The organism is Bacillus sp. FSL R5-0443 (assembly GCF_038608285.1).
Classification (GTDB): domain Bacteria; phylum Bacillota; class Bacilli; order Bacillales; family Bacillaceae; genus Bacillus; species Bacillus velezensis.
The window spans coordinates 2,051,655-2,074,898 of sequence record NZ_CP152013.1 but is presented as its reverse complement, the minus strand read 5'-3'; the positions used below and the strand labels follow the sequence as shown (position 1 = coordinate 2,074,898).

The following is a 23,244-nucleotide window of genomic DNA, read 5'->3' as shown; positions in this document are numbered from 1 at the left end:
GAAAAAGGAGGAGCGTTAAGTTATGTGTAAAAAATGTTGGGTATGCCTATGGGTCCTTGCTTTATTATTGAGTTGCTTCACTGGGAAGTCTGCGTATGCTGCCAGCACTCCAATTGCAAAACATGTTGGGAATTCAAATCCGCTTATAGACCATCATCTGGGCGCAGATCCGTTTGCGCTGACCTATAACGGAAGAGTCTACATCTATATGTCAAGCGATGACTATGAATATAATAGCGACGGCACGATTAAGGATAATTCATTTGCCAATTTGAATAAAATATCCGTCATATCTTCAGCGGATATGGTGAACTGGACAGATCACGGAACGATTCCCGCAGCGGGTGCCAATGGGGCGAATGGCGGCCGGGGGATTGCCAAATGGGCAGGAGCATCATGGGCCCCGTCAGCCGCGGTGAAAAAGATCAATGGTAAGGATAAATTTTTCCTTTATTTCGCAAACGGCGGCGGAGGTATCGGGGTTCTCACCGCAGACAGCCCGACCGGCCCATGGACAGATCCGATCGGAAAAGCGCTGGTAACACCAAATACGCCAGGAATGTCCGGTGTTGTATGGCTTTTTGATCCGGCAGTATTCGTAGATGATGACGGTACCGGTTACCTATATGCCGGCGGAGGCGTTCCGGGCGGTTCAAATCCCGCACAGGGGCAATGGGCCAATCCTAAAACAGCAAGAGTCATGAAATTAGGTCCTGATATGACCAGTGTTGCCGGAAGTGCGTCTACGATTGATGCGCCTTTTATGTTTGAAGATTCGGGAATGCATAAGTATAACGGAAAATATTACTATTCCTATTGTATCAATTTCGGGGGCGCGCACCCGGCCGATAAACCTCCAGGTGAGATCGGCTATATGACCAGCTCAAGTCCTTTGGATTCTTTTTCGTATAGAGGGCACTTTCTGAAAAATCCGGGAGCATTTTTCGGAGGCGGCGGGAACAATCACCATGCTGTTTTCAATTTTAAAAACGAGTGGTATGTGGTGTATCATACTCAAACTGTCAGCTCCGCTCTTTACGGGGCCGGCAAAGGATACCGTTCTCCCCATATTAATAAGCTTGTGCATAATCCAGATGGCTCCCTGCAAGAGGTAGCGGCAAATTTTGCAGGTGTCAAACAGCTAACCAATTTGAATCCATATCACCGGGTAGAAGCGGAAACGTTTGCCTGGAACGGACGGATTTTGACAGAGGCATCCTCAGCACCCGGCGGCCCGGTCAATAATCAACATGTCACAAACATTCATAACGGAGACTGGATTGCTGTTGGAAATGCAGACTTCGGCTCAGGCGGCGCCAGGACGTTTAAAGCAAATGTAGCGTCCGCTCTTGGCGGGAAAATAGAAGTGCGGCTAGACAGTGCAAACGGTAAGCTTGTCGGAACCTTGAATGTCCCTTCCACAGGCGGAACGCAATCCTGGAGAGAAATAGAAACTGCGATAAGCGGCGCAACAGGTGTTCACAACGTATTCTTTGTATTTACGGGAACTGGTACAGGAAACTTGTTTAATTTCGATTACTGGCAGTTTACACAAAGATAAGCAAAGGGAGACAAAGGTACGTTTTCTAAGTCCATAAACGACATATAAAGGAGAGGAAAAAATGATATCGAGCGTAAAAAAAACAATTTGTGTATTATTGGTATGTTTCACAATGCTGTCCGTCATGCTCTTAGGACCGGGAGTTACTGAAGTTTCAGCAGCAAGTGATGCAACAGTTAATATATCTGCAGATAGACAAGTGATTCGCGGTTTTGGAGGAATGAACCACCCGGCTTGGATTGGAGACTTGACTGCGGCTCAACGGGAGACCGCTTTTGGCAATGGACAGAATCAGTTAGGTTTTTCGGTCTTAAGAATTCATGTAGATGAAAATAGAAATAATTGGTACAAGGAAGTGGAGACTGCAAAGAGTGCAATCAAACATGGAGCAATCGTTTTTGCTTCCCCTTGGAATCCGCCAAACGATATGGTTGAGACTTTCAATCATAATGGTGACACAACAGCTAAGCGGCTGAGATACGATAAGTACGCCGCATACGCGCAGCATCTTAACGATTTCGTTAATTTCATGAAGAGTAATGGTGTGAATCTGTATGCGATTTCTATGCAAAACGAGCCTGATTACGCTCACGAATGGACATGGTGGACGCCCCAAGAAATCCTGCGTTTCATGAGAGAGAATGCCGGTTCCATTAATGCCCGCGTGATTGCGCCGGAATCATTTCAATACCTGAAAAATATATCGGACCCCATTTTGAACGATCCGCAGGCGCTTAGGAATATGGATATCCTCGGAACCCACCTGTACGGCACTCAGGTCAGTCAGTTTCCTTATCCTCTTTTCAAACAAAAAGGAGGAGGGAAAGAGCTATGGATGACGGAGGTATACTATCCGAATAGTGACAACAATTCAGCGGATCGCTGGCCTGAGGCTTTAGGTGTTTCAGAGCATATTCATCATTCAATGGTAGAGGGAGATTTTCAAGCTTATGTGTGGTGGTACATCCGCAGATCATACGGCCCTATGAAAGAAGATGGGATGATCAGCAAACGCGGATACAATATGGCTCATTTCTCAAAATTTGTGCGCCCTGGCTATGTAAGGATTGATGCAACGAAAAATCCTGAACCGAATGTTTACGTGTCAGCCTATAAAGGAGACAATAAGGTCGTGATTGTTGCCATTAATAAAAATACCACAGGGGTCAACCAAAACTTCGTATTGCAGAATGGAACTGCTTCGCAAGTATCCAGATGGATCACGAGCAGCAGCAGCAATCTTCAACCTGGAACGGATCTCAAAGTAACGGACAATCATTTTTGGGCCCATCTGCCGGCTCAAAGCGTGACAACATTTGTTGTAAAGCGTTAAAGGCATCAGCATCGCAATAAGCCAATTTTCTTACTCAAAAAAGAAAATTGGCTTATTTTCTGTGGGAGAGAAGTGTTGATTTTTTTAACGATACACAGACATTGGGTATAATAATGACAATGACTTCAAGGAGTGATCAATATATGTCACGGCTTCACAGCAAAGTATTAATCATAGACGACGAAAAAGAAATTTTGGAACTGATCAAAACCGTATTAATAAGAGAAGGCATTGATCGCGTAGTGACCGCTTCGACTGCCCGTGACGGATTGGCTCAATTTCATCAAGAAAATCCCGATCTGGTGATATTGGATATCATGCTGCCAGACGGTGAAGGCTATGATATCTGCAAGCAAATAAGAGACATTTCACACGTTCCTATTATCTTTTTGTCTGCAAAGGGGGAGGAAACGGATAAAATTGTAGGACTTGCCATCGGCGGGGACGACTACATTACAAAACCCTTCAGCCCTAAGGAAGTTGCATATCGAGTCAAAGCGCAGCTGAGACGGGTCTCTTACTTACAGCCTTCTCAAACCGGAACCATAATAAAAAAAGGGCCATTTGAATTAAACCAACAACAAGCCGAGCTCACCAAAAATGGAGCGGCTATTGAGTTAACACCTAAAGAACTTATGCTTATGACCTATTTTCTGCAGCATCCCAATCGGGTGATCAGTAAAGAAACACTCTATCAAGCTGTATGGGGAGAAGATTTCTTCGGTTCTGACAACACGGTGATGGTTCATATACGCAGGCTCCGTGAGAAAATAGAAAACACCCCATCAAAACCAGACTTTCTCGTCACTGTGAAAGGGTTAGGCTACAAATTTGTTGTAAAGGATGCGTAAGGATGAATTGGCGATTAACAGGCAGATATATGGTCTCTGTCATTATCGTGACCATCATTACAGTTTTCATTAATTTATTTATTTTTATGTTTTGGCTCGTTTTCCAGGCGAACAGCCAACATGACGAAGAAAGTACACCGGAAACTTTCACAAGATCATTCCGACAATATGTCACGTTATCGAACAATGGTATCACAGTAAACAAAGAGGGCCAAAAAGCTTTAAAAGAGCAGAATGCATGGATTCAAATATTAGATGAAAACGGACAGGATGTTTATCATGATAGAGAACCTAAAGGACTGAAGAAAAAATATACGCCTATTGAAATTGTAAATTTACATAAATATAAGGATGAACGATTATTATCAACCATTTACGCCGGCGGGAAAAAAGTAAACGGCAAGGAGTACAGTTACTTTATAGGGTTTAAAAATCCCTCTCTCGGAAAATATGTCCTCTCATATGATACCAAGGAATTTGTGACGAAGTTCAATGCAGGAACCATCATATTATTATCAATAGATGCATTGATCGCGTTACTCATTGGCTATCTATTCAGCCGGCAGCTCACAAAACCGCTCGGCCGTGTCATTCAAGGAATCCAGCGGTTAGCTAATGGAGATTATACGATCAAAATGAAATCCAAAGGCATTTATAAAGATGTCTTCTATAATGTCAATCATTTATCGGAACAATTATCTTCAAGCAAAAAAGAAAAAGATAAATTAGAGCAAATGCGTGAAGAGTGGATCAGTCATATTTCTCATGACATTAAAACACCATTAGCATCTATTCAAGGCTATGCAGAAATCATCCAAGATCCAAATTACCATCTCACAGCCGAACAGATCAGAGAGTACGCCCAGATCATTGAGAGTAAATCCCTCTATATGAAAGATGTGATGGAAGATTTAAATTTAACGACAAGGCTGAAAAACAACGATGTGATGTTACATACAGAGCAGGTAAACCTTGTATCGCTGCTGCGGGAAACGTTAATTGATATGTTAAACGATTCTAGATATGCGGATAAGTCCATTGAGCTTCAAACGAACGTGGAAAAGCTGATGCTGAACCTTGATGCGATATTGATTAGGAGAGCGGTCACGAATCTCATTTTAAATGCCCTCGTTCACAATGATCCTGATGTGAAGATCGTTGTACAGCTTGAACAAAAAGAACGGACTCATGTGACAATTAAGGACAACGGCAAAGGGATAGAAGAAGAGGAGCTGGAAAAAGTGTTTGATCGCTATTACAGGGGCACAAATACAGAAACGACGCATGCAGGCTCTGGTCTTGGAATGGCCATAGCAAAGGATATTATCCAAAAGCACGGAGGGGACATCACCATTCACAGCACCGCGGGAGAAGGGACAACGATAGATATACAATTATGATAATGGCTATACAAAAAAACGGTTCTGTTGATTAATAACAGAACCGTTTTTTCCTATTGTTCCGAAAACACTTTGATTCCTTTGACAATGTTCCAAATGAAAAAATAGATCGCCACAAGGAATGTTACAGCATACGTCGCAAGCAGGAAAGGCCCGGCGTGCTTGATGTCATTCATACCAAGTAAACCTGAAGCGATGATGCCAATTCCAAAAATCAAATAAGGAATCAGATGCGTCCACAAAGATTTTTTCGCATGATATTTCACATCGTCCTGGCCTAAGAAATAGACGATAATCGGAAACAGAAACGGCGCAAAAAATATACTGAAGTAACATAATGAAGACAAAATTTTATTTTCTCTCAAACCTTTTCACCTCTATGATTTATTGAAGGGGGAATTCTTCTGGCTGAATCCCTCACTGAAGTACAATCTTATTGTACAACTCCAACCTTAACCCGTATTAATCCGAACCTTACATCAACCTTAAATTAACAAGGACTCGTCTTCTTACAGCAATCATAAGATTCAATGCCATATTGAGACTCATCACATTCAGCGTGTCTACGTTGGAAATACATTTGATTTTTCGATTCGATTGAAAAATGACGTGTAAAGTCCCGATTCAGCCCGGTTTTCTTTGTTCTATATGTGTCAGGTGTGTCTTATTCAATAGAGATAGAGAAAATTGACAGGCTTTTACACCTCCCAAAAACAAGAAATTAGGTTGATAGACAATCATGAGAAAGATTTTTACAATGAGTTCGAGCTCATAAGAAAGAGCCAAAATGATGCGAAGGAGGAAAAGATCAGATATGAAACGGTCAATTTCTATTTTTATTACGTGTTTATTGATTGCGGTATTGACAATGGGCGGCTTGCTTCATTCGCCGGCATCAGCAGCAGGGACAAAAACGCCAGTAGCCAAGAATGGTCAGCTTAGCCTAAAAGGTACACAACTTGTAAACCGAGATGGCAAAGCGGTACAACTGAAAGGGATCAGTTCACATGGATTGCAATGGTATGGCGATTTCGTCAATAAAGACAGCTTAAAATGGCTGAGAGACGATTGGGGCATCACCGTTTTCCGCGCGGCGATGTATACGGCAGATGGCGGTTATATTGACAACCCGTCCGTGAAAAATAAAGTAAAAGAAGCGGTTGAAGCGGCAAAAGAACTTGGGATATATGTCATCATTGACTGGCATATTTTAAATGACGGCAACCCAAACCAAAATAAAGAGAAGGCAAAAGAATTTTTCAAGGAGATGTCAAGTCTTTACGGAAACACGCCAAACGTCATTTATGAAATTGCAAACGAACCAAACGGTGACGTGAACTGGAAGCGTGATATTAAACCGTATGCGGAAGAAGTGATTTCCGTTATCCGCAAAAATGATCCAGACAACATCATCATTGTCGGAACCGGTACATGGAGCCAGGATGTGAATGATGCTGCCGATGACCAGTTAAAAGATGCAAACGTCATGTACGCGCTTCATTTTTATGCCGGCACACATGGCCAATTTTTACGGGATAAAGCAAACTACGCACTCAGCAAAGGAGCGCCTATTTTCGTGACGGAATGGGGAACAAGCGATGCGTCTGGAAATGGCGGTGTATTCCTTGACCAGTCGCGGGAATGGCTGAATTATCTCGACAGCAAGAAAATCAGCTGGGTGAACTGGAATCTTTCTGATAAGCAGGAATCATCCTCAACGTTAAAGCCAGGAGCATCTAAAACAGGCGGCTGGCCGCTTACAGATTTAACTGCTTCAGGAACATTCGTAAGAGAAAACCTTCGCGGTACTAAAGATTCAACGAAGTACGGCCCTGAAACCCCAGCACAAGATAACCCCACACAGGAAAAAGGCGTTTCTGTACAATACAAAGCAGGGGATGGGCGTGTGAACAGCAATCAAATCCGCCCGCTGCTTCACATAAAAAATAACGGCAATGCGACGGTTGATTTAAAAGATGTCACTGCCCGTTACTGGTATAACGCGAAAAACAAAGGCCAAAACTTTGACTGTGACTACGCGCAGATGGGATGCGGCAATCTGACCCACAAATTTGTGACGCTGCATAAACCTAAGCAAGGTGCAGATACCTATCTGGAACTGGGGTTTAAAACAGGAACGCTGTCACCGGGAGCAAGCACAGGGAATATTGAGCTTCGTCTTCACAATGATGACTGGAGCAATTATGCACAAAGCGGCGATTATTCCTTTTTCCAATCAAATACGTTTAAAACAACGAAAAAAATCACATTATATCATCAAGGAAAACTGATTTGGGGATCAGAACCCAATTAATTAAGCTTTAGGCGGACATCAGCAACGATGTCCGCTTTTGTCATCTTAAACAGCAATACAAGGAGGTTTACGTGGCGGATGAAACTCTGAAACAGTATATGGGCCTGTACAAATGTTGTTAGCAATCTCAAGAAAGCCAAGGAGTAGATATGATTCACTGAACATATGATGTAATCGTTTCACAGTTTTGAAAAGCGTTTATAGCGCAATGTGTGTATTTCACATCCGCCACTTTTATTACGTAAGGGGGAACAAGAGAATGAAAAAGTATGACGCGTTTCCGGAGCCAATTGGCGGCTATACTGTCGGCCGAACCCAGATGGATTTTGAGTACACGGCATCAGATCATACAAAAAGAGAACTGACGGCGTTTGTGTACTATCCGTCCGACAGCAGCGAAGGGAAGACTACATCAACGTACATGTTTCCTGAAGTCTGCGAAATGCTTGATGAGCAGCCGCTTCTCACTGCGTTGAAGGATGCTTACACTATAGATATCAAGACCCAATGTTACGACGACCTTGCTCTCTCCGGGAAGGAAAAACGCTATCCAGTGTTATTTTATGTTTGCGGCGGGGGCAGTTCTCCAGAATGGGGTACAGTGATCTGTACAGACTTGGCAAGTATGGGATATATTGTGGTAAGCATCGGCCATCAGAATAGCACGATGTATAAGCGTAAAGATGGGCGCCTGTTTAATGTATCAAAGGATTTTTCGGATGTCATTATAGCGTTTTCTGAAGATCCGGAGATGATGGCGTTGGCTGGTAAGATGGAGATGCGTCCTGACGATGAAACTGCCATTGAGATGTGCCAAAACGTGCTTACACTGCCGATACTTGACAAGTTAACAGAGTATAGTGAATTACAGGCAGAAGATGTAAGGTATGTAGCCGATTATCTTGTCAAACTGGACTCTGGAGAGCTGAATTCCATCTTTAAGGGCAGATTGTTGCTTGACATCGGCATGGGCATAGTCGGACATTCTTATGGAGGGCCTACGACGGCGATTGTTTGCCGGGACGACGAACGGTTCGCCTGCGGGATTGGCTTGGATAGCGGTGCGTTCGGCCTTCAGGGCAGCGACATTAAGAAACCCTTTTTGCTGCTGTTTTCTGAACCGAACTATAACATGAATGCGATCATTGGCGCTAACAATAGCATGGATACCTATTATTTCTCTGTTGATCGTGCTGCGCATTTAGATTACTGCGACATCGTGTTTACCAGTGTGAATAAGGAACTTAGAGGTGAACGGGATGCCATGGAGATGCGAAATCTTGTTACAGACTATACGAAGAACTTTTTTGATCATTACATACTGCAGAAGGCTGCAAGTGTGGAAAGTCTGGCATACGATGGCGTGGACTTGATCAAGAAGACCAGCAACAAGTGACATAACCGACTAAAATACTCAAACTGAAAAACCTTTATGACCAATTTAATTTATTAAGGCCGTAGAGGTTTTTTTAATATTACCTTACAAAAAGGGGATGTTCTTAGAATATGGATCCACTTTTATATTCTCTACATCATTCCTAGTTTACATAATATATATTCTAGGAAGTTGAATAGTGAATAAAAAATTTTGTCTCATTATCCTAAGTATACTTAGATATTGAGACAAAATGAGAAAAAATAGGACTTATTACGATTTATCTTCGCTATATACTATGAATAAGACTTCTTCATTCATATACGTAACAAACTCCGCCTTCTGTAGTTACACACTCAAAATCTTCCCAATAATATTTTCCTTCACTGTCTCTAAAGAAAATTCTAACAGTATCATTACCAAGCCATCTGTATTCTTCAACCTTATCATCAAATTGTTTGTTTCGAATTGGGATTAAATTTCCTGGTTTAGTTGCTGCATCAGCCGCTTGTACTCCAGATACTAGCAAGGCCCCCACCAGTGCTGTAGCTCCTGCTATCTTCTTGAATTTACTTTTTAACATTTTTATTGCCCCCTTTTGATTTGTTGCCTGCTGCTTACTCACTTAGCAGGCAATCTGATTTTATCACCTTGCAAGAGGGAAATTTGTCATATTTTGTAGATGAGAGTATTATTTTCGGAAAAAATACAAAATTATGGCGATTCTTTTCCATTCTTGAATTCTGAAACTTTTCGAAGGGCTTCTGATAGCGATCCTTTTTGCAAATATGCTTACATAAAAAAACCGGCGTGTTGGCCGGTCCTTTCTTCTAGAACAACATGTACCCTTCTTGATACTTCGTGAGGAAGCATTAAAGCCTTTATTAAGCCTCGTAATTTCTGCTGTTTGAACCTAAATTCCTAAAGAGTAAAGAAGAAAGCAGAGCTAGTACAAAATAAACAACTACAAATCCGCCCCAGAAGATTACTGCTTGATCAAAAGGTAAACCAAACATTCTAAAAATTATTCTGTGTACCACCCCGGTAATAATGACCAGGATGCTTGCTGATAACGCAAAAGTAATGTGTTTCAATTTAAACCTCTCCTTATGAAAGATTAATAACTCTGTCAGACCCATTGGCGATTTCTTGATCATGTGTAACACAAATAATCGTTTTCCCCATACCTTTTAACTGATGGAATAAAGACAAAATAATGCTTTTGTTATATTCGTCTAAGTTTCCTGTCGGTTCATCAGCCAGGATAATATCACAAGGCTTCAAAATAATTCTTGCGATGGCCACACGTTGTTGCTCTCCGCCACTCAGTTGATAAACCTTTTTCTTTAAAAAGCTTTTATCCAGACCAACCATTTCTAAAGCTTCTGTCAACTTTTCTTTCTTAAAGTCTTTTGCATAAGCCGTCGAAAGTTGTAAATTTGTTAATACTGTTTCATTGTCCATAAGGACATAATTTTGAAAGATATACCCTAAGTTCTCTCTCCGTAGTTTCATCACGTCGTTAGGTTTAGGGTTTCGAAAGCCTAAAATCTCAATATCTCCTGAGTATGGAGTATCAAGAAGGCCTATTATATTTAGAAGGGTTGTCTTCCCTGAACCGCTCTTACCAACAATTGAAACAAATTCATTTTCTTTTATCTGAAGAGAGAAATTCGAAAGAACAGATTTTTCATCAAACGTCTTTGATATGTTGTTGAGTGTAATCATATTCTATCTCCTTTTAAGATCTTATTCATGTTTTTCCTGTTTAAATAGACACTCAGAAAATAAAGAATAAGCAGCTCGATTACAATAAACAGCGCGATGAAAATTGTTAATTCAAAGATTTTGTAATAAATACTGCATCCTAAACCTATAAGGCAATTGGTTAAAAGGGAAAAGATGATTAAATTTTTATTTCTGGCCCAATATGAATATCCAAAAAGCTCTTTAAGGTACAGCCGATATGCATTTGCGCTGTAATACGACCAAATATAAGCAACAAGAAAGGCTATGGAGAGGATAACTGTTAGTGTTAGTCCAATTAAATTCTGCAAGAATTGATTCTGAATACTTGCTATATTGTCGCTTAACTCTTGATAAACCGAAATTGATGAATCAATTAGATCTCTCGTATTGGTCTTCTCCAAATAAGGAACTATGCGGTCATACGCCATGCCTTTTGAAGAATCTGAAAAGAATAAACTTGAGGTTGAGTAAGCACCTATAACAGATGGATCAACGTTGTCCGTGAAAATTGCAGCTATTGGATCAACAATGTTATTTTTATTGCCGGCATCCCCAAACTCACTATTAAAGGTGAAATACTCCTGCCTATTTTTAGTATAAATGATGTTGATTTTCAATTCATCTTTTTTAAGGGTGTTTAAAGGTTGATTCATCTCCTTGTTATACATATTATCTAATTCAACTTTGTCAAAGAAAAACTGATCCCTGTATGCAGCTATTATTTTTTCTTTATATTTTTCATACTTTTGTGGAACAAGCAGGTTCAATGTATTTGAATCAATCCTTAATTGCTTTTGGCTTATGGCTTCCCCATTAGCGCCGATAATGGGATTCACCTTTAAATAATTAGGGCTGATTGTAATACTTCGTCCAGATGGAGAGTAAATTTCATTTTTCTTTGTCGTATTTAAGGTGTAAAAATAAACAGGTTTTTTTCCATCTTTCCTTGTACAGCATAGTTATGTGCATCAATGACGAACGCATTTTTATGCTTCTCTAATTGATGATACAACGCGCGAACTCTAACATTTTTCTCCCTGTCTAATTTTAAATCACTATAGTCTATCCCGGTATTTGCAAAGCTTGTCTTATAAGTGTTTTGTGTCTTTTTCCAGTACGATTGATTATCAAGCTGCTGTTTGAGATCGAATACGTTAGAAAGTGAAAACGCAACAATATTGAAGAGCAATATCGTGACAACAATTTTAAAGCCTACAGATAACCATTGGAATTTTTTAATCGGTGTGCTGCCTTTGATCGAGCCACTAATGTCGCTGTTGTTATACAAGATTAGGGTAACAATGATGGTGTATACCATCATGATAAGCGCACCAATCACCGCGTTTCTAATATAAATTCTAAGATATGCAGCCAACCAGTCATTTAAATTGAAAGAAAAAGCTAGTAAAGCTACAATAATTGCACCGCAAAATATGATTATAATTAGAGGCTTCAAGAACATTGCTGGGTAAGAAAGCAGTGTTTTAACTTTGGAATACCCCCATAACTTTTGCAGCAGAAGCCGTTTGCGATTTTTAATTACAAAATAAAGGACACCAATAAACAAAATCAGCATAGAAAGCAACACCAGCATAAGCAAAGTTTTGTTAAACATAAAAGCAGTATTCTCAGTGATGTTTTCAAAACTTACTTCACCATAGTCAGCAAAAAGGTTTTGTGCTTTCTCCAATACCTTGTCATCGTTAGATGAAATATAAAATTTGCTTCCTATGCCTATATTCTTTATTTGATTGAAGTCAAAATATCTGATTTCCCATGTTGACAGCGGAAAAGAAATGCTGCCGATCATCTTCTGCTCTGAATGGCCTCTTAGAAAATTTGACACAAGTTTATTGCCGTTATGTATTGATGGTTCATTTTCAGGGCTTGTAGAATAGATGTTTAAGCTCTTTTCATCCAAGAAATTGTATTGAGAAATGTTCACTTTGTTTTCTTTTGAGAAGGCGGCCAATCTCTTTACAAAGTCCTCACTTTTAAATTCTGAAGTATAATCGATTATCAATGCTTCTTTATTGGAGAATAAAGTGTAATAGATTTGTTTGTTAAGAGTGTAATGATAGCTTGACATATTCATTGAGAGCAAAACCAGAATGAACAATATGTAGATTGTTTTCTTCATTGGACAGCCTCCATAAAAAGAAATCCGGTGCTGTCTTGTATTCAAGTTTGACCACACCGGAAGGAAAATTAAAAAATCACTTTGCTATCGTTTTCTTTATTTTGTATTCCAAAAAGCCTTGTTTCCGAACCAAGTTTGATACACGGAAGCGTAGGCATACCCTTCATCTTTTTTCTTCCATTCGGTTACCTGCGGAAGCATGAGTGATCCGATAATGCACAGTTAAAAATTTCAGTCCGAACAGCCACATATGATGAACGGCCTTCAGGCTGGTTTCGCTCTGGGCTGAAATAAGAAATGTCTCTGCCAGCGGAAGATGACACGTCCCCCATTTCGTCTGCAGATAAATCCCTTCATCACCCGCTCCGCTTTTTCGCCGTCTGCTTGTCAAAACAAGATTCTGCTTACGCGCATAAGGCTTTAAAATGCCCGTCATTTGGCCATACGGCAGCGGAAGAGAGATATTCATGTATCCTTCCCCTTTTGCCCTGTACGCTGAATACAGCGCAGTAAAAACGGTTTCCTGCTTTTCATTTGTTCTGATCCACGCACGGACATTTTTTCTGCCGTCTTTGTCAGAGTCAACTCCTATAATACCACTGTGCATGATATACCAATCCGGATTCATGGACAGGTGAATCTGCCCCGCTCTTCTGCTGAACGGCTCGTACACGCGCGCGAACGGACGAAACCATCCGCTCCACGTCACTTTTGCCATGATATCATAATCAATTGTCTCTTCATAAAAGGAATTAACGGCCGGCGCCAGTTTTTGAGTTGAAAAGTCTTCAGAATGCAGTTCTCTCATCTGATCCAGAAGGCCGGTATAATGGATGTCATTTGCTGCATGAATATCAGTCAAAAAGTCTTTGCCTATCGTTCTCTTCCCGTAAATACGGCTGAACGTTCTTTCGCTGCCCTCATCAAACGATCTCGGATTTTCCAACCTCCACCCCGCCAAAGCCGGCAGGATAACGCCGAATGCATTGACGGCCCCGTGAATCCAAATCATCTGGCTGATCGTGAGCGTTGCCTCCTCGCGGTAGACACCGTACGAATATATCAAAGAAAAAGCAATTGTGATCATTAACACAGCCGAAGAACTCCTGATCAAGATCCTGCCTGTTTTCGTAACAAACGGCGCCGTAAAGACGAGATATGCATTTACATACAGACCCGCCAGATACAGAGCGACAGCAATCACATCAAGTGTCTTTGAAAATGTAATCCCCAAGGCAATAAGGATCGGCGAAATCAAAATAATGACCGTGCTCCATCTGTAAAGAACCCGTTTCTCCCGTATGATCCTGCCGAGCAATCCGTTAAAGATCGGAATGAGGAAAGCGGAATAGTGAAAGTGCACCGCCGTCAGCAGAACGATAAGCGGGCCGAAATTCATGACGGGAATCTCAAGGACATATGCGAAGAACCAGAATCCGCCCCCGGCCAAATAAATGAAACCCGCCATAACAGACATCTCTTCTGTTCTGTGAATATTTGTTTTCATCAGCCGCCGGACAGCATACAGTGCCAGCCCAAGCGTATAAATGAGCCACACAAAGGCAAAAAAACTGAAGTCTGTGACAAGCGCAAGCACCGCACATAAAGCGGCAACAGGATAACTCCGTAATAACACATTCTCTAAGGTCTTTGACGGCCGAAAAGCAAAATCGAATACAGCGGGAACGAAAAAAAGTACGGAAATTAAAACAAACGTCTCAGCAGCTGATATATGCGGAGCTTCAGCCGCCGCAAATCCCAAAAAGCAAATCACGCATACCATGAGATGACGCTTCAGCATGTTTCCCTCTCTGTTTCACGGAAAGTCCCCCGGTAAGAGAAAAGCGTGCCGAGTATCCGGTTTTTCACATGAACCTTTATGCTGAAGCAATTCATTTCCTCATCATAAGCCTCATAAACGGTTGAACTGCCGCACAGCCATGCCGGAAGCGGGATTTTCTTTCCGACTATCAGGAGCCACTGCCTTCCGGATGTAATAACAAGCCCTCCTTCTGAAGACGCTTCTAAATGCAGTTCAGACAGTAGGATGCGGGGTTTGCCGAAGTAATCAAGAATTCTGTTTTCCCGCTCATCATATTCCATGACGGCATCAAAAAAACGCGTTTTGCTTTTAAAGAAAAAGGTACGATTCCATTCCACGCCATTTTGCCTGTTTTTGTTTTCGATAGTGAAAGGGATATCGTTTCCCCTCTCTGAGAAAAAACATCTGAAAAAAACACCTGTCTTTAAAAGCATTCTGACAAGAAAAGAACCTCCCTTTATTTCTGACATAATTCCTTCTCCGCAAAACGTGCGTGATCCGTCAAATCTGTACCGTTTCTGCAGCATCGGGTGCAGTGATTGATAATGAGTAATCGCTTTTTCATACATTGAATCCGTCATTTCACTTCTCTCTTTCGTTTTGTATGCCAGGCGCTCGGCAGCTTGAGCTTAAGAATCATTGCGGCTATCGTAAGCACCCCTAATGAGATCACGAATCCGCCGCCCGAATATAGCAGTGCCGTTACACAAAAGAAGACTGACTGCCCGGTGTGAATCAGCCACTTTCTCCGCATGGGAAGCAGCCATAATACCCCTAACCCTGTCTCCAGCGCTCCCCTCACGATCTCTGCATCGGCACAGCCATCATGAAAGCCTTGAAAAAACCAATACAGACTGAATACGAGACACATAAAGACATAGACAAACCCGAAACGGACTGATATCTTCGGATGTCTGTTTTGTTCTATCCAAAGCCGCAACGCATCAAAGCTCCATGCGGTAGCCCAGCTTAGCAGAGGACGAAATAAAAACCGGTCTATCCAACTTCCCGGCAGACCGCGGGCCGTTTCATATTGATATTGAGTCAAAAATGAGGTTTGTCCGTTATCCCGCTCTATATACTTCCAGTAGCCCCTGCCTTCTTTTATAAGTGACAGCGGATGATCAGAGGCAAAAGCGAGCGAAGACACTCTTTCTGACGAGCGAGGCCTTATGTCACCTATTGATTCGCCCGTGCCGGATACCTTCAGCCCAAAACCGATTCGTGTTTCATATAGAAATCTTTGCGGTTCATCTGGCAGCCTATGAAGATATGTAATGTCAGAAAACCGCAGATCCCATTCCTTATGAAGATGCGGGTTTTGCGTATATTCCCAAAGCGTTTCTATATCAGATGCAATATTGATTTCGACATATATCGGCTTCTGTTTCATGCCCCTCCTCTTCCCTTCTTTTGTAAACAATTCCTATATTATCATAGGAACAGATCAAGCGGCAGAACAAAAAGGCCATCCCGTTATCTGCAGGACAGCCTCAGTGGCTTTGCTGACTTATGAATAAGGTATCGTGTCTTTTTTATCTTCAGAAGCGGTTTGAATGATAATCGGGCGCACGAAACGGATTACCGCAGCCGAGGCCAAAACGGCTAATCCGCCTGCAAGCAAAAACGCCCCGGAGAATGATCCGCTTTTGTCAGCGATAAAGCCGGTTAAAGCAGGCCCGATAATACCGGCCGTGTTTGCAAGAAAATGCATAAAGCCGCCGACTGATCCGACATTCCTTTGATCAACCACATCATGAATCACCGCCCAATAGATAGAGCCCGTTATATATAAAAAGAAGACTGATAAAGCAACGAGAATAACGGCACTTACGGTAGTGGTAACAAGTCCGGCAAATCCGATCAGTACAGCGGAAGCGAACAGACAAGTGACAAGAATGACTTTCCGTGAGAACAAAACCCCTTTTCCGGCGGTTTTTTTGAATACATAATCAGAAATCATTCCGCCTGCCGCCAAACCGATAAATCCAAGAATCCAGGGAATAACAGTCACCACGCTCATAAATTCAACACTTAAACCGCGTTCTTTCACCAGATAGCTCGGAAACCATGTTAAGAAGAAAAATAAGATGTAATTGTAGGCGAAAAAGGCAAAAGCCGTGAAGAGAACCGTTTTTTGTTTCAAATAAAAGGTCATCGGGATATGCTGCTCATGCGGTTGAATCTCCGCTTTCATTGCCGGGGCGTCTTCCGTCGGCGCCGGCTGTTCTTTGACAAATTTAAACCAGATGACCGCCCAGACTAAACCGATGATCATGATCAGGACAAAGGAAACTTTCCAGCTGAACGCCACAGCAATCATCCCGACAATCGGGCCGGAAATCGCCCCGCCGAGCGGCGTGCCGCTGTTTGTCAGGCCGATGACCGTGGCGCGCTGAGACGGAGGAAACCAATTGTTGACCATTTTGCTTATGGCAGCCGACAGCGGCCCCTCTCCCATACCGAATAAAACACGGATAATCAAAAGACTTACAAATCCGAAAGCAAGCGCAACCGCTCCGCTGAAAAGAGACCAAACGATCATCGCCGTACACAATGTCAATTTAGCCCCATACCGGTCAGATGCAACACCGCCGAGAAAGTTAAACACAGCGTATCCGACAGAAAAACTGCTGAAAATCAGCCCCATTTGGGTTGCAGACAATGTGAGATCCTGCTGTATGAACGGCGCTGCAATAGACAGCGCTGAGCGGTCTAAATAGTTAATCACCCCGGCAGAAAATAAAAGAAGAATAATAGGGGATCTATCCTTTGAGAACATAAAATCTCCCTCTCACTTCATAATATTCAGACATTTAAATTGCCGGAGTAAACCGGTTTATGCAATGAAACCGGTTATCCGGATTGCCTTGCGAGCAGCGCCGGTTTATAGCGGTGAATCCGTTTTTCACCGCCATCTTTTTCTTGTATCTGGCGAAGAAGAAGGCTTCCCGCTTTTCGCGCCATTTCTGCCGCAGGCTGGACGATCGTCGTAATCGGAGGAGTAAAAAAACCCGCAAAAGGAACTTCATCAATTCCGATGACGGCTGCCTTATCCGGAATTATCATATCATGCTCCTTCATATACTTCAGCACCTCAACAAGAACGATATCGTTTGCCGCCAATATCGCTTTCGGAGGCTCCTCAAGTGAGAACAACTCTGACAAAACAATAGAAATATCAGCCGCATCGGCTGTTTTGATATATTCGTCCCGCACCATCATTCCGTGGCGGTCAAGCGCCTTTTTATACCCTTCAATCCTTTCTACCCTCGGACTGATTTCCCGAATAATGGACGTCGTAATAATCGCAATTCTCTTAATGCCGCTTTCGATAAACCGGTCAACGGCAAGACCGGCTGCATGATGGTTATCAAGCATCACTGTCGGAATCCCGAGTTCTTTAATGGTTCTGTCCATAAACACGACCGGAAACGTATCGCGTTTCATCTTTTCATATAAAGAGAGATTTTCGCCCGTCGGAAAAATAATAATTCCGTCCACCTGCTTAGCCCGCAACATTTCAATATATTTCTTTTCTTTTTCCGGTTCATCATCCGCATTGCAGACAATAATATGAAATCCTTGTTCATGAAAATAGTCTTCCACCGCCCTGATGACCTGAGTGGAAAAAGTGTGAAGAATATTAGCCACCACCACACCTACCGTAAATGTTGATTTCTGTTTTAAGCTGCGGGCGACGAAATTCGGCTGATAGTTCAGCTCTTGAATGGCCGCTTCTATTTTTTGTTTCGTTTTCTCGCTCATATAGTCATAGCGCTGATTTAAAAATTGAGATACGGTGCTTTTAGATACGTTTGCATATTTCGCCACATCAGAAATTGTAATGGTTTTCATAGACTCATCCCCGTCTGTCTTCATTTTTCACTAGTATAAGTCAGAAGTAAATGGTTTACAATCTGACAGGGACATGGATTCTGTCACACTCCGGAATAAGCCATAAAACCTCCGTCGACGGGAACGGTGACCCCGGTGACAAAGCCTGAGCATGAATCATCCGAAAGCCACAGAAGCGTTCCCAGAAGGTCTTCCGGTTTCCCGAAACGTTTCATCGGTGTATGTGCCATAATCTTATTGGATCGGTCTGTCAGACTTCCATCTTCCTGTAATAACAACTCACGGTTTTGCGTTGTCAAAAAGAAACCCGGAGCGATGGCATTCACCCGCAGCCCTTTTTTTGCGAAATGAACAGCCATCCACATCGTAAAATTCTGAATCGCCGCCTTGGCCGCGCTGTAGGCGGGCACCTTTGTCATCGGTGTATACGCACTCATAGAAGAAATATTAATAATCGCGGGACATTCCGCCTTCAGTAGGTCTTTTCCAAACACTTGCGATGCCAGAAATGCACCGGTAAAGTTGGTTGAAAATACGCTGGAAAACCCCGTTTCGTCCATATCAAAAAATGATGTGCCCTGCTCATCCTCTTCATACGTCTCACTGGCAGTGATCGCATCAGGGTGGTTTCCCCCGGCTCCGTTAATTAAAAGATTGACAGAACCGAACCGGCTGATAATCTCGTCTTTTGCCTTTTCGAGCGAATCACGGGCTGAAACATCAGCCGGTACAGAAACCGCGATTCCTCCAGCGTCAGCAATCTCGCCCGCCGCACGCTCTGCTTTATCAGCATTCCGGCTGACGATCGCAATTTTCATCCCCTGCCGTGAAAGCTCCTTTGCCATTGCTGAACAGAGAACACCGCTCCCGCCTGTTATGACAGCGGTTCTTCCTGATAAACGTTCATGAATCGGTTTCATCTCTTCACCCCTTTCTCATGAGACGAGAACGCATCCCACAGCCCGTTCAAGTACATAATTCCTAAAGCACGATCATATAAACCATAACCCGGCCGGCATTGTTCGCCCCAGATATGACGGCCGTGATCAGGCCGTACATATCCTTTATAGTCTTGGCCGTGCAATTCTTTTACCACACCGGTAATATCAATGGACCCATCACTGGTAAGATGCGAAGTTTCCGTAAAATCACCGTTATCGCAGATTTTCACATTTCGTATATGGGCAAACGGCGCAGATCCCGCATAGTGTTTGACGATCTTCACCATATCATTGGCGGGATCCGCTCCCATCGAACCCGTGCATAACGTAATACAATTGGCGGGTGAATCTGAAATCTCTCGCAGCTTTTCATAACTTTTCTCATCGGTGATAATACGGGGCAGGCCAAAAATTGACCAGGGCGGATCATCCGGATGAATGGCCATTTGAATGCCGTGTTCCTCCGCTACAGGAAGGATTCCATGTAAAAAGAACTCCAGATTGGCCCAAAGCTGTTTTTCATCAACCGTTTGATAGGCCTCAAACAGTTCCTTGATCCGGGCCATTTTCTCCGGCTCCCACCCGGGAAGCGTCAAATCAGAAGATTCTTCAACCGTGCGGATCAGTTCCTCCGGAGGGAGACTTTCCACTTTCGCTTTTTCAAAAAACAAAGCGGTTGACCCATCCTCCAGCGCGCGGAACATATCGGTACGCGTCCAGTCAAATATCGGCATGAAATTGTAACAGATGACTTTCACGCCGAATTCGGACAGATTGCGAATGGTCTGTTTATAGTGCTCAATATATTGTCCGCGTTCTTCATGACCGAGTTTAATGGCTTCATGAACATTCACGCTTTCCACGACCTCTGCATGAAACCCATAGGATTGAATGTATCTGACTTCCGCTTCAATGTCCTCCTTTTCCCATACATCGCCCGCGGGCTTCTGGTGAAGAGCCCAGACGATGCCTTTGACCCCGGGAATTTGTCTGACATGTTCAAGAGTCACCGTATCATTACCTTGGCCGTACCAGCGAAACGTGATATTCATGTTACACCCCCGTATATTCGTTTTTTCGGCAGACGTATTCTTTGCTGAGGGATACAGCAGCTTCATAGCCGCCCTTTTGATAAGCTTTTGTCAAGTCGCTTCCCACACCGACCGCGACCGCTCCGGCAGATAGCCAGTCATTCATGCTGTTTAATGAGATACCCCCGGTCGGCATAATGCGGACATTCGGCAGAGGACCGTTGACCGACTTGATAAATGAAGGGTCAAACGAATTAGCGGGAAACAGCTTTACCACATCACATCCGGCTTCAAGCGCCAAAGCCATATCAGACACGCTCATGCATCCCGGAAGATACGGTACGCTGTACTGGTTGCATAGAGACGCTATCTCTTTTACAAAATGAGAGCTGACGATAAATGAGGCGCCTGATAAAATGGCGTGTCTCGCCGTTTCTGTATCCATTACAGAACCGGCTCCAAGAAGAATATCTTGATGCCGGAGTTCCTTAAAGACATCTTCCACTTCAGGAGTTGTGTATGTAAGCTCAATGGCGCTGATACCTCCTGAAATGGCCGCTTTTGAAACTTCAAGCGCCTCTTGGCTGTTTTGTCCCCTTATGACAGCCACCACTTGTGCATGCAGAAGTTTTTCGTAAATGGCGTACTTAGGCAACATTCTCGCTCCTCCTTTAATCAAACGTAATGATTGCTTTTCCCACCTTGCCCGGGTGCTGTTCGATCAACTGAAATGCTTGATGGACGTCATCTGCTGAAAATGTATGTGTAATAAGACCGCCGTGCGTTAACAGGCCTTTATTCAGTAAGTCTGTAATGTACGGAAACTGATTCGTCTGCAATCTTGAACCGGTTATCGTGACTTCCTTTTTTGTGATCGGAAGCTGAGAAATGCCGGCAGTCCTCTCATCAAAACCAAGCACAACCACATGACCGGCCGGAGACACCGCGTCAATGGACGTTTCAAACGTTGAGGGGAGACAGACGGCATCAATGACGACATTGGCGCCTTCTTTTTTTGTCCATTCGTTCACCCGCAAAACGGGATCTTCTTTTTGCGCGTTGACGGTAACGTCCGCACCGTTTTTTTCAGCGAATGCCAAGCGTTCATCATTCAAGTCGGTTATCATGACGGAAGCGCCTTTGAACTTTGCCATTTTTAATATGCAGATTCCGATCGGTCCCGCCCCCTGAATCAAAACAGTATCTTCCTTCTCGACACGGCCTCTCCAAACGGCCTGGGCGCCGATCGTATATGGTTCTGCCATGACCGCTTCCTCCCAGGACAGATCGGGCGAAACGGCATGCAGCTGCTTTTCCGGAACCACGATATATTCCCGCATCCCGCCATCTTCATGAACGCCGAACACCGAAAGCGCTTTGCAGACGTTCGGACGTCCTTTCCGGCAGGCATAGCATGTTCCGCAATAAGATATCGGTTCAACCACTACGCGGTCACCCGGCTTGAAACGCCGAACATGAGAACCGGTCTTTGCGACTTCCCCTGTGACTTCATGTCCGATTACTCTCGGCAGGGACGCTAACGGATTTGTCCCATGATAAATATGCAAATCTGATCCGCAAATTCCGACCCGCTTCACCTTGACAAGAACATCATCCGCGTGGACAACAGACGGTTTCTCACATTCCGTCACCGTCAGATCAAATGCTTTCCGTACTAGAACCGCTTTCATTTTCTCACCCGCTTTTTAAGTTGTGCTTGCTACCGTTCAATCACAGTCTCTTTGTTTACAAATGACAGAACCTCTTCTAGATAGGGAAGCCCTTCATTATCACCGGAAACTGTGGTGACGAGCGCACCGACCGCATTGGCAAACTCCAGACGTTTTTCCGGTTCAAAACCATGCAGATAACTGTACAGGTAGCCGGCATTAAAGCCGTCACCCGCTCCTACCGTGTCAACAGGCGCAACCGGGAAAGCCTCTTTGTGAACCCACTTATGATCATGATACAGCGCAGAACCTGCTTCACCGTCTTTTATGACAAGCTGACTGATTGAATAGGTCTCTGCAAACCGGGCTAATGCTTCATTTTCCCCTATACCTGTCAGCTGTTTCATTTCGTCCCGGCCCGCCAGAAGAATATCAGTATGCGGAAAGATTTGATGAAATGCCGCACGCGCCTCCTCAATCGTCCACAGCTTCAGCCTGATATTCGGATCAAAAGATACGGGAATCCCTCTTGCTTTGGCGATGGAAAGCACCCTTTCAGCAATTTCAAGATTTTTCTTATCAAGCGCGAGGAACACACCGGTAAGATGAACGATGTGAATGCCGGCAAACATATTCTCTGTTATATCTTCCGGTGCAAGGGTCAGAATTGGTGAATTGAAACGATAATAAAACGTCTTGCCTGAACCGTCATTTCTGATCTCTTTGACATTTAAAGATGTAGGAAAGCCTTCAACATAGGAGACGTCAGTCACATCAATTCCTTCTCCTTTGGCAAACTGATAAATCACTCTGCCGAACTCATCCTTCCCCAGTCTGCTGACCCACTTTGAGTGCAGATTCAATCTGGCGCATGCAATCGCAAAATTCAGTTCAGCTCCTCCTGCTTTTCGTTCAAAATGGGTAACAAAACGCAAAGGTCCTGTGCTTGCGGGATTTAAGGTGATCATCGCATCACCGATCGTAAAAATGCCATAATCAGAAGCCACATCAATACTCCTTTCTTTTAAGACTAAATCGGTTTGGTAAACCGGTTTAGTAAAACTTTATATGAAAACCCTTACACACACAAGATAAAAATACAATAAATTCAAAAAAATCTGTTTTCAGTAAAAATAATCCGATTTTTCACATGAAAAAACCCCTCACAACAAAATGTAAGGGGTTTTTTGAAAATTGTA

General features: G+C 43.2%; 22 protein-coding genes. 6 read left to right on the top strand and 16 right to left on the bottom strand.

Translation table 11 applies throughout. The features are described 5' to 3' along the window. Positions 1 to 22 precede the first annotated feature (22 nt). The 4 genes from NYE28_RS10490 to NYE28_RS10475 all read left to right on the top strand — a co-directional run bounded on the left by NYE28_RS10490 (position 23) and on the right by NYE28_RS10475 (position 5,145). A complete protein-coding gene (locus NYE28_RS10490) occupies positions 23 to 1,561 on the top strand; it encodes a glycoside hydrolase family 43 protein (protein ID WP_160223095.1) in 1,539 nt (512 codons plus the stop codon). Positions 1,562 to 1,622: 61 nt separating this feature from the next. Further along, the gene (locus NYE28_RS10485; protein ID WP_160223094.1) at positions 1,623 to 2,894 is read left to right on the top strand and encodes a glycoside hydrolase family 30 beta sandwich domain-containing protein; all 1,272 of its coding nucleotides are present in this window, start codon (positions 1,623 to 1,625) and stop codon (positions 2,892 to 2,894) included. 143 nt (positions 2,895 to 3,037) lie between these two features. Further along, positions 3,038 to 3,745, top strand: coding sequence for a response regulator transcription factor (locus NYE28_RS10480; protein ID WP_015239948.1), 708 nt, complete (start codon positions 3,038 to 3,040; stop codon positions 3,743 to 3,745). Between the two features lie 2 nt (positions 3,746 to 3,747). After that, the gene (locus tag NYE28_RS10475; RefSeq protein WP_052827497.1) at positions 3,748 to 5,145 is read left to right on the top strand and encodes a HAMP domain-containing sensor histidine kinase; all 1,398 of its coding nucleotides are present in this window, start codon (positions 3,748 to 3,750) and stop codon (positions 5,143 to 5,145) included. A 53-nt stretch (positions 5,146 to 5,198) separates the two neighbouring features. Here the strand turns inward: NYE28_RS10475 and NYE28_RS10470 are convergent, their stop codons facing one another. Then, positions 5,199 to 5,510, bottom strand: coding sequence for a DUF4870 domain-containing protein (locus NYE28_RS10470; RefSeq protein WP_012117672.1), 312 nt, complete (start codon positions 5,508 to 5,510; stop codon positions 5,199 to 5,201). Between the two features lie 449 nt (positions 5,511 to 5,959). Here NYE28_RS10470 and NYE28_RS10465 point away from each other — a divergent pair, with 449 nt between their 5' ends. Then, entirely contained in the window at positions 5,960 to 7,459 is a 1,500-nt protein-coding gene (locus tag NYE28_RS10465) for a cellulase family glycosylhydrolase (protein ID WP_025284798.1), read from the top strand. A gap of 259 nt (positions 7,460 to 7,718) precedes the next feature. Further along, positions 7,719 to 8,855, top strand: coding sequence for a hypothetical protein (locus tag NYE28_RS10460; protein ID WP_015239945.1), 1,137 nt, complete (start codon positions 7,719 to 7,721; stop codon positions 8,853 to 8,855). A 292-nt stretch (positions 8,856 to 9,147) separates the two neighbouring features. On the opposite strand, the gene NYE28_RS10455 is transcribed toward NYE28_RS10460, so the two are convergent. From NYE28_RS10455 to NYE28_RS10385, 15 genes are all read right to left on the bottom strand, one after another. Then, a complete protein-coding gene (locus NYE28_RS10455) occupies positions 9,148 to 9,417 on the bottom strand; it encodes a hypothetical protein (RefSeq protein ID WP_052250225.1) in 270 nt (89 codons plus the stop codon). Between the two features lie 301 nt (positions 9,418 to 9,718). After that, positions 9,719 to 9,928, bottom strand: coding sequence for a bacteriocin-like WGxF protein (locus NYE28_RS10450; RefSeq protein WP_052827494.1), 210 nt, complete (start codon positions 9,926 to 9,928; stop codon positions 9,719 to 9,721). 13 nt (positions 9,929 to 9,941) lie between these two features. Beyond that, complete coding sequence (locus NYE28_RS10445; protein ID WP_059367392.1) at positions 9,942 to 10,562, bottom strand: ABC transporter ATP-binding protein; 621 nt, start codon at positions 10,560 to 10,562, stop codon at positions 9,942 to 9,944. Beyond that, complete coding sequence (locus tag NYE28_RS10440; protein ID WP_342490475.1) at positions 10,559 to 11,350, bottom strand: DUF1430 domain-containing protein; 792 nt, start codon at positions 11,348 to 11,350, stop codon at positions 10,559 to 10,561. The genes NYE28_RS10445 and NYE28_RS10440 overlap by 4 nt, the downstream gene beginning before the upstream one ends. Positions 11,351 to 11,490: 140 nt before the next feature. Next, entirely contained in the window at positions 11,491 to 12,723 is a 1,233-nt protein-coding gene (locus tag NYE28_RS10435; RefSeq protein WP_342490474.1) for a hypothetical protein, read from the bottom strand. Between the two features lie 163 nt (positions 12,724 to 12,886). Continuing rightward, positions 12,887 to 14,524 carry a YndJ family protein gene (locus tag NYE28_RS10430; protein WP_160223090.1) on the bottom strand — a complete coding sequence of 546 codons (1,638 nt, stop codon included), beginning with the start codon at positions 14,522 to 14,524 and terminating at the stop codon, positions 12,887 to 12,889. After that, complete coding sequence (locus tag NYE28_RS10425; RefSeq protein ID WP_160223089.1) at positions 14,518 to 15,126, bottom strand: DUF4166 domain-containing protein; 609 nt, start codon at positions 15,124 to 15,126, stop codon at positions 14,518 to 14,520. Before NYE28_RS10425 ends, NYE28_RS10430 begins: the two co-directional genes overlap by 7 nt. After that, positions 15,123 to 15,938, bottom strand: coding sequence for a hypothetical protein (locus NYE28_RS10420; protein WP_160223088.1), 816 nt, complete (start codon positions 15,936 to 15,938; stop codon positions 15,123 to 15,125). The genes NYE28_RS10425 and NYE28_RS10420 overlap by 4 nt, the downstream gene beginning before the upstream one ends. Positions 15,939 to 16,055: 117 nt before the next feature. Continuing rightward, positions 16,056 to 17,327, bottom strand: a complete 1,272-nt coding sequence (locus tag NYE28_RS10415) for an MFS transporter (RefSeq protein ID WP_160223087.1) — start codon at positions 17,325 to 17,327, stop codon at positions 16,056 to 16,058. A gap of 74 nt (positions 17,328 to 17,401) precedes the next feature. Next, complete coding sequence (locus NYE28_RS10410; RefSeq protein ID WP_160223086.1) at positions 17,402 to 18,403, bottom strand: substrate-binding domain-containing protein; 1,002 nt, start codon at positions 18,401 to 18,403, stop codon at positions 17,402 to 17,404. Between the two features lie 83 nt (positions 18,404 to 18,486). After that, positions 18,487 to 19,323, bottom strand: coding sequence for an SDR family oxidoreductase (locus NYE28_RS10405; protein WP_160223085.1), 837 nt, complete (start codon positions 19,321 to 19,323; stop codon positions 18,487 to 18,489). Beyond that, positions 19,320 to 20,396, bottom strand: a complete 1,077-nt coding sequence (gene uxuA, locus NYE28_RS10400; protein ID WP_160223084.1) for a mannonate dehydratase — start codon at positions 20,394 to 20,396, stop codon at positions 19,320 to 19,322. Before uxuA ends, NYE28_RS10405 begins: the two co-directional genes overlap by 4 nt. 1 nt (position 20,397) lies before the next feature. Further along, entirely contained in the window at positions 20,398 to 21,033 is a 636-nt protein-coding gene (locus NYE28_RS10395) for a bifunctional 2-keto-4-hydroxyglutarate aldolase/2-keto-3-deoxy-6-phosphogluconate aldolase (RefSeq protein WP_012117658.1), read from the bottom strand. Between the two features lie 13 nt (positions 21,034 to 21,046). Continuing rightward, positions 21,047 to 22,066, bottom strand: coding sequence for a zinc-binding alcohol dehydrogenase family protein (locus tag NYE28_RS10390; RefSeq protein WP_043021146.1), 1,020 nt, complete (start codon positions 22,064 to 22,066; stop codon positions 21,047 to 21,049). Positions 22,067 to 22,095: 29 nt separating this feature from the next. Beyond that, positions 22,096 to 23,052 carry a sugar kinase gene (locus tag NYE28_RS10385; protein ID WP_099566764.1) on the bottom strand — a complete coding sequence of 319 codons (957 nt, stop codon included), beginning with the start codon at positions 23,050 to 23,052 and terminating at the stop codon, positions 22,096 to 22,098. Between the last annotated feature and the right edge of the window lie 192 nt (positions 23,053 to 23,244).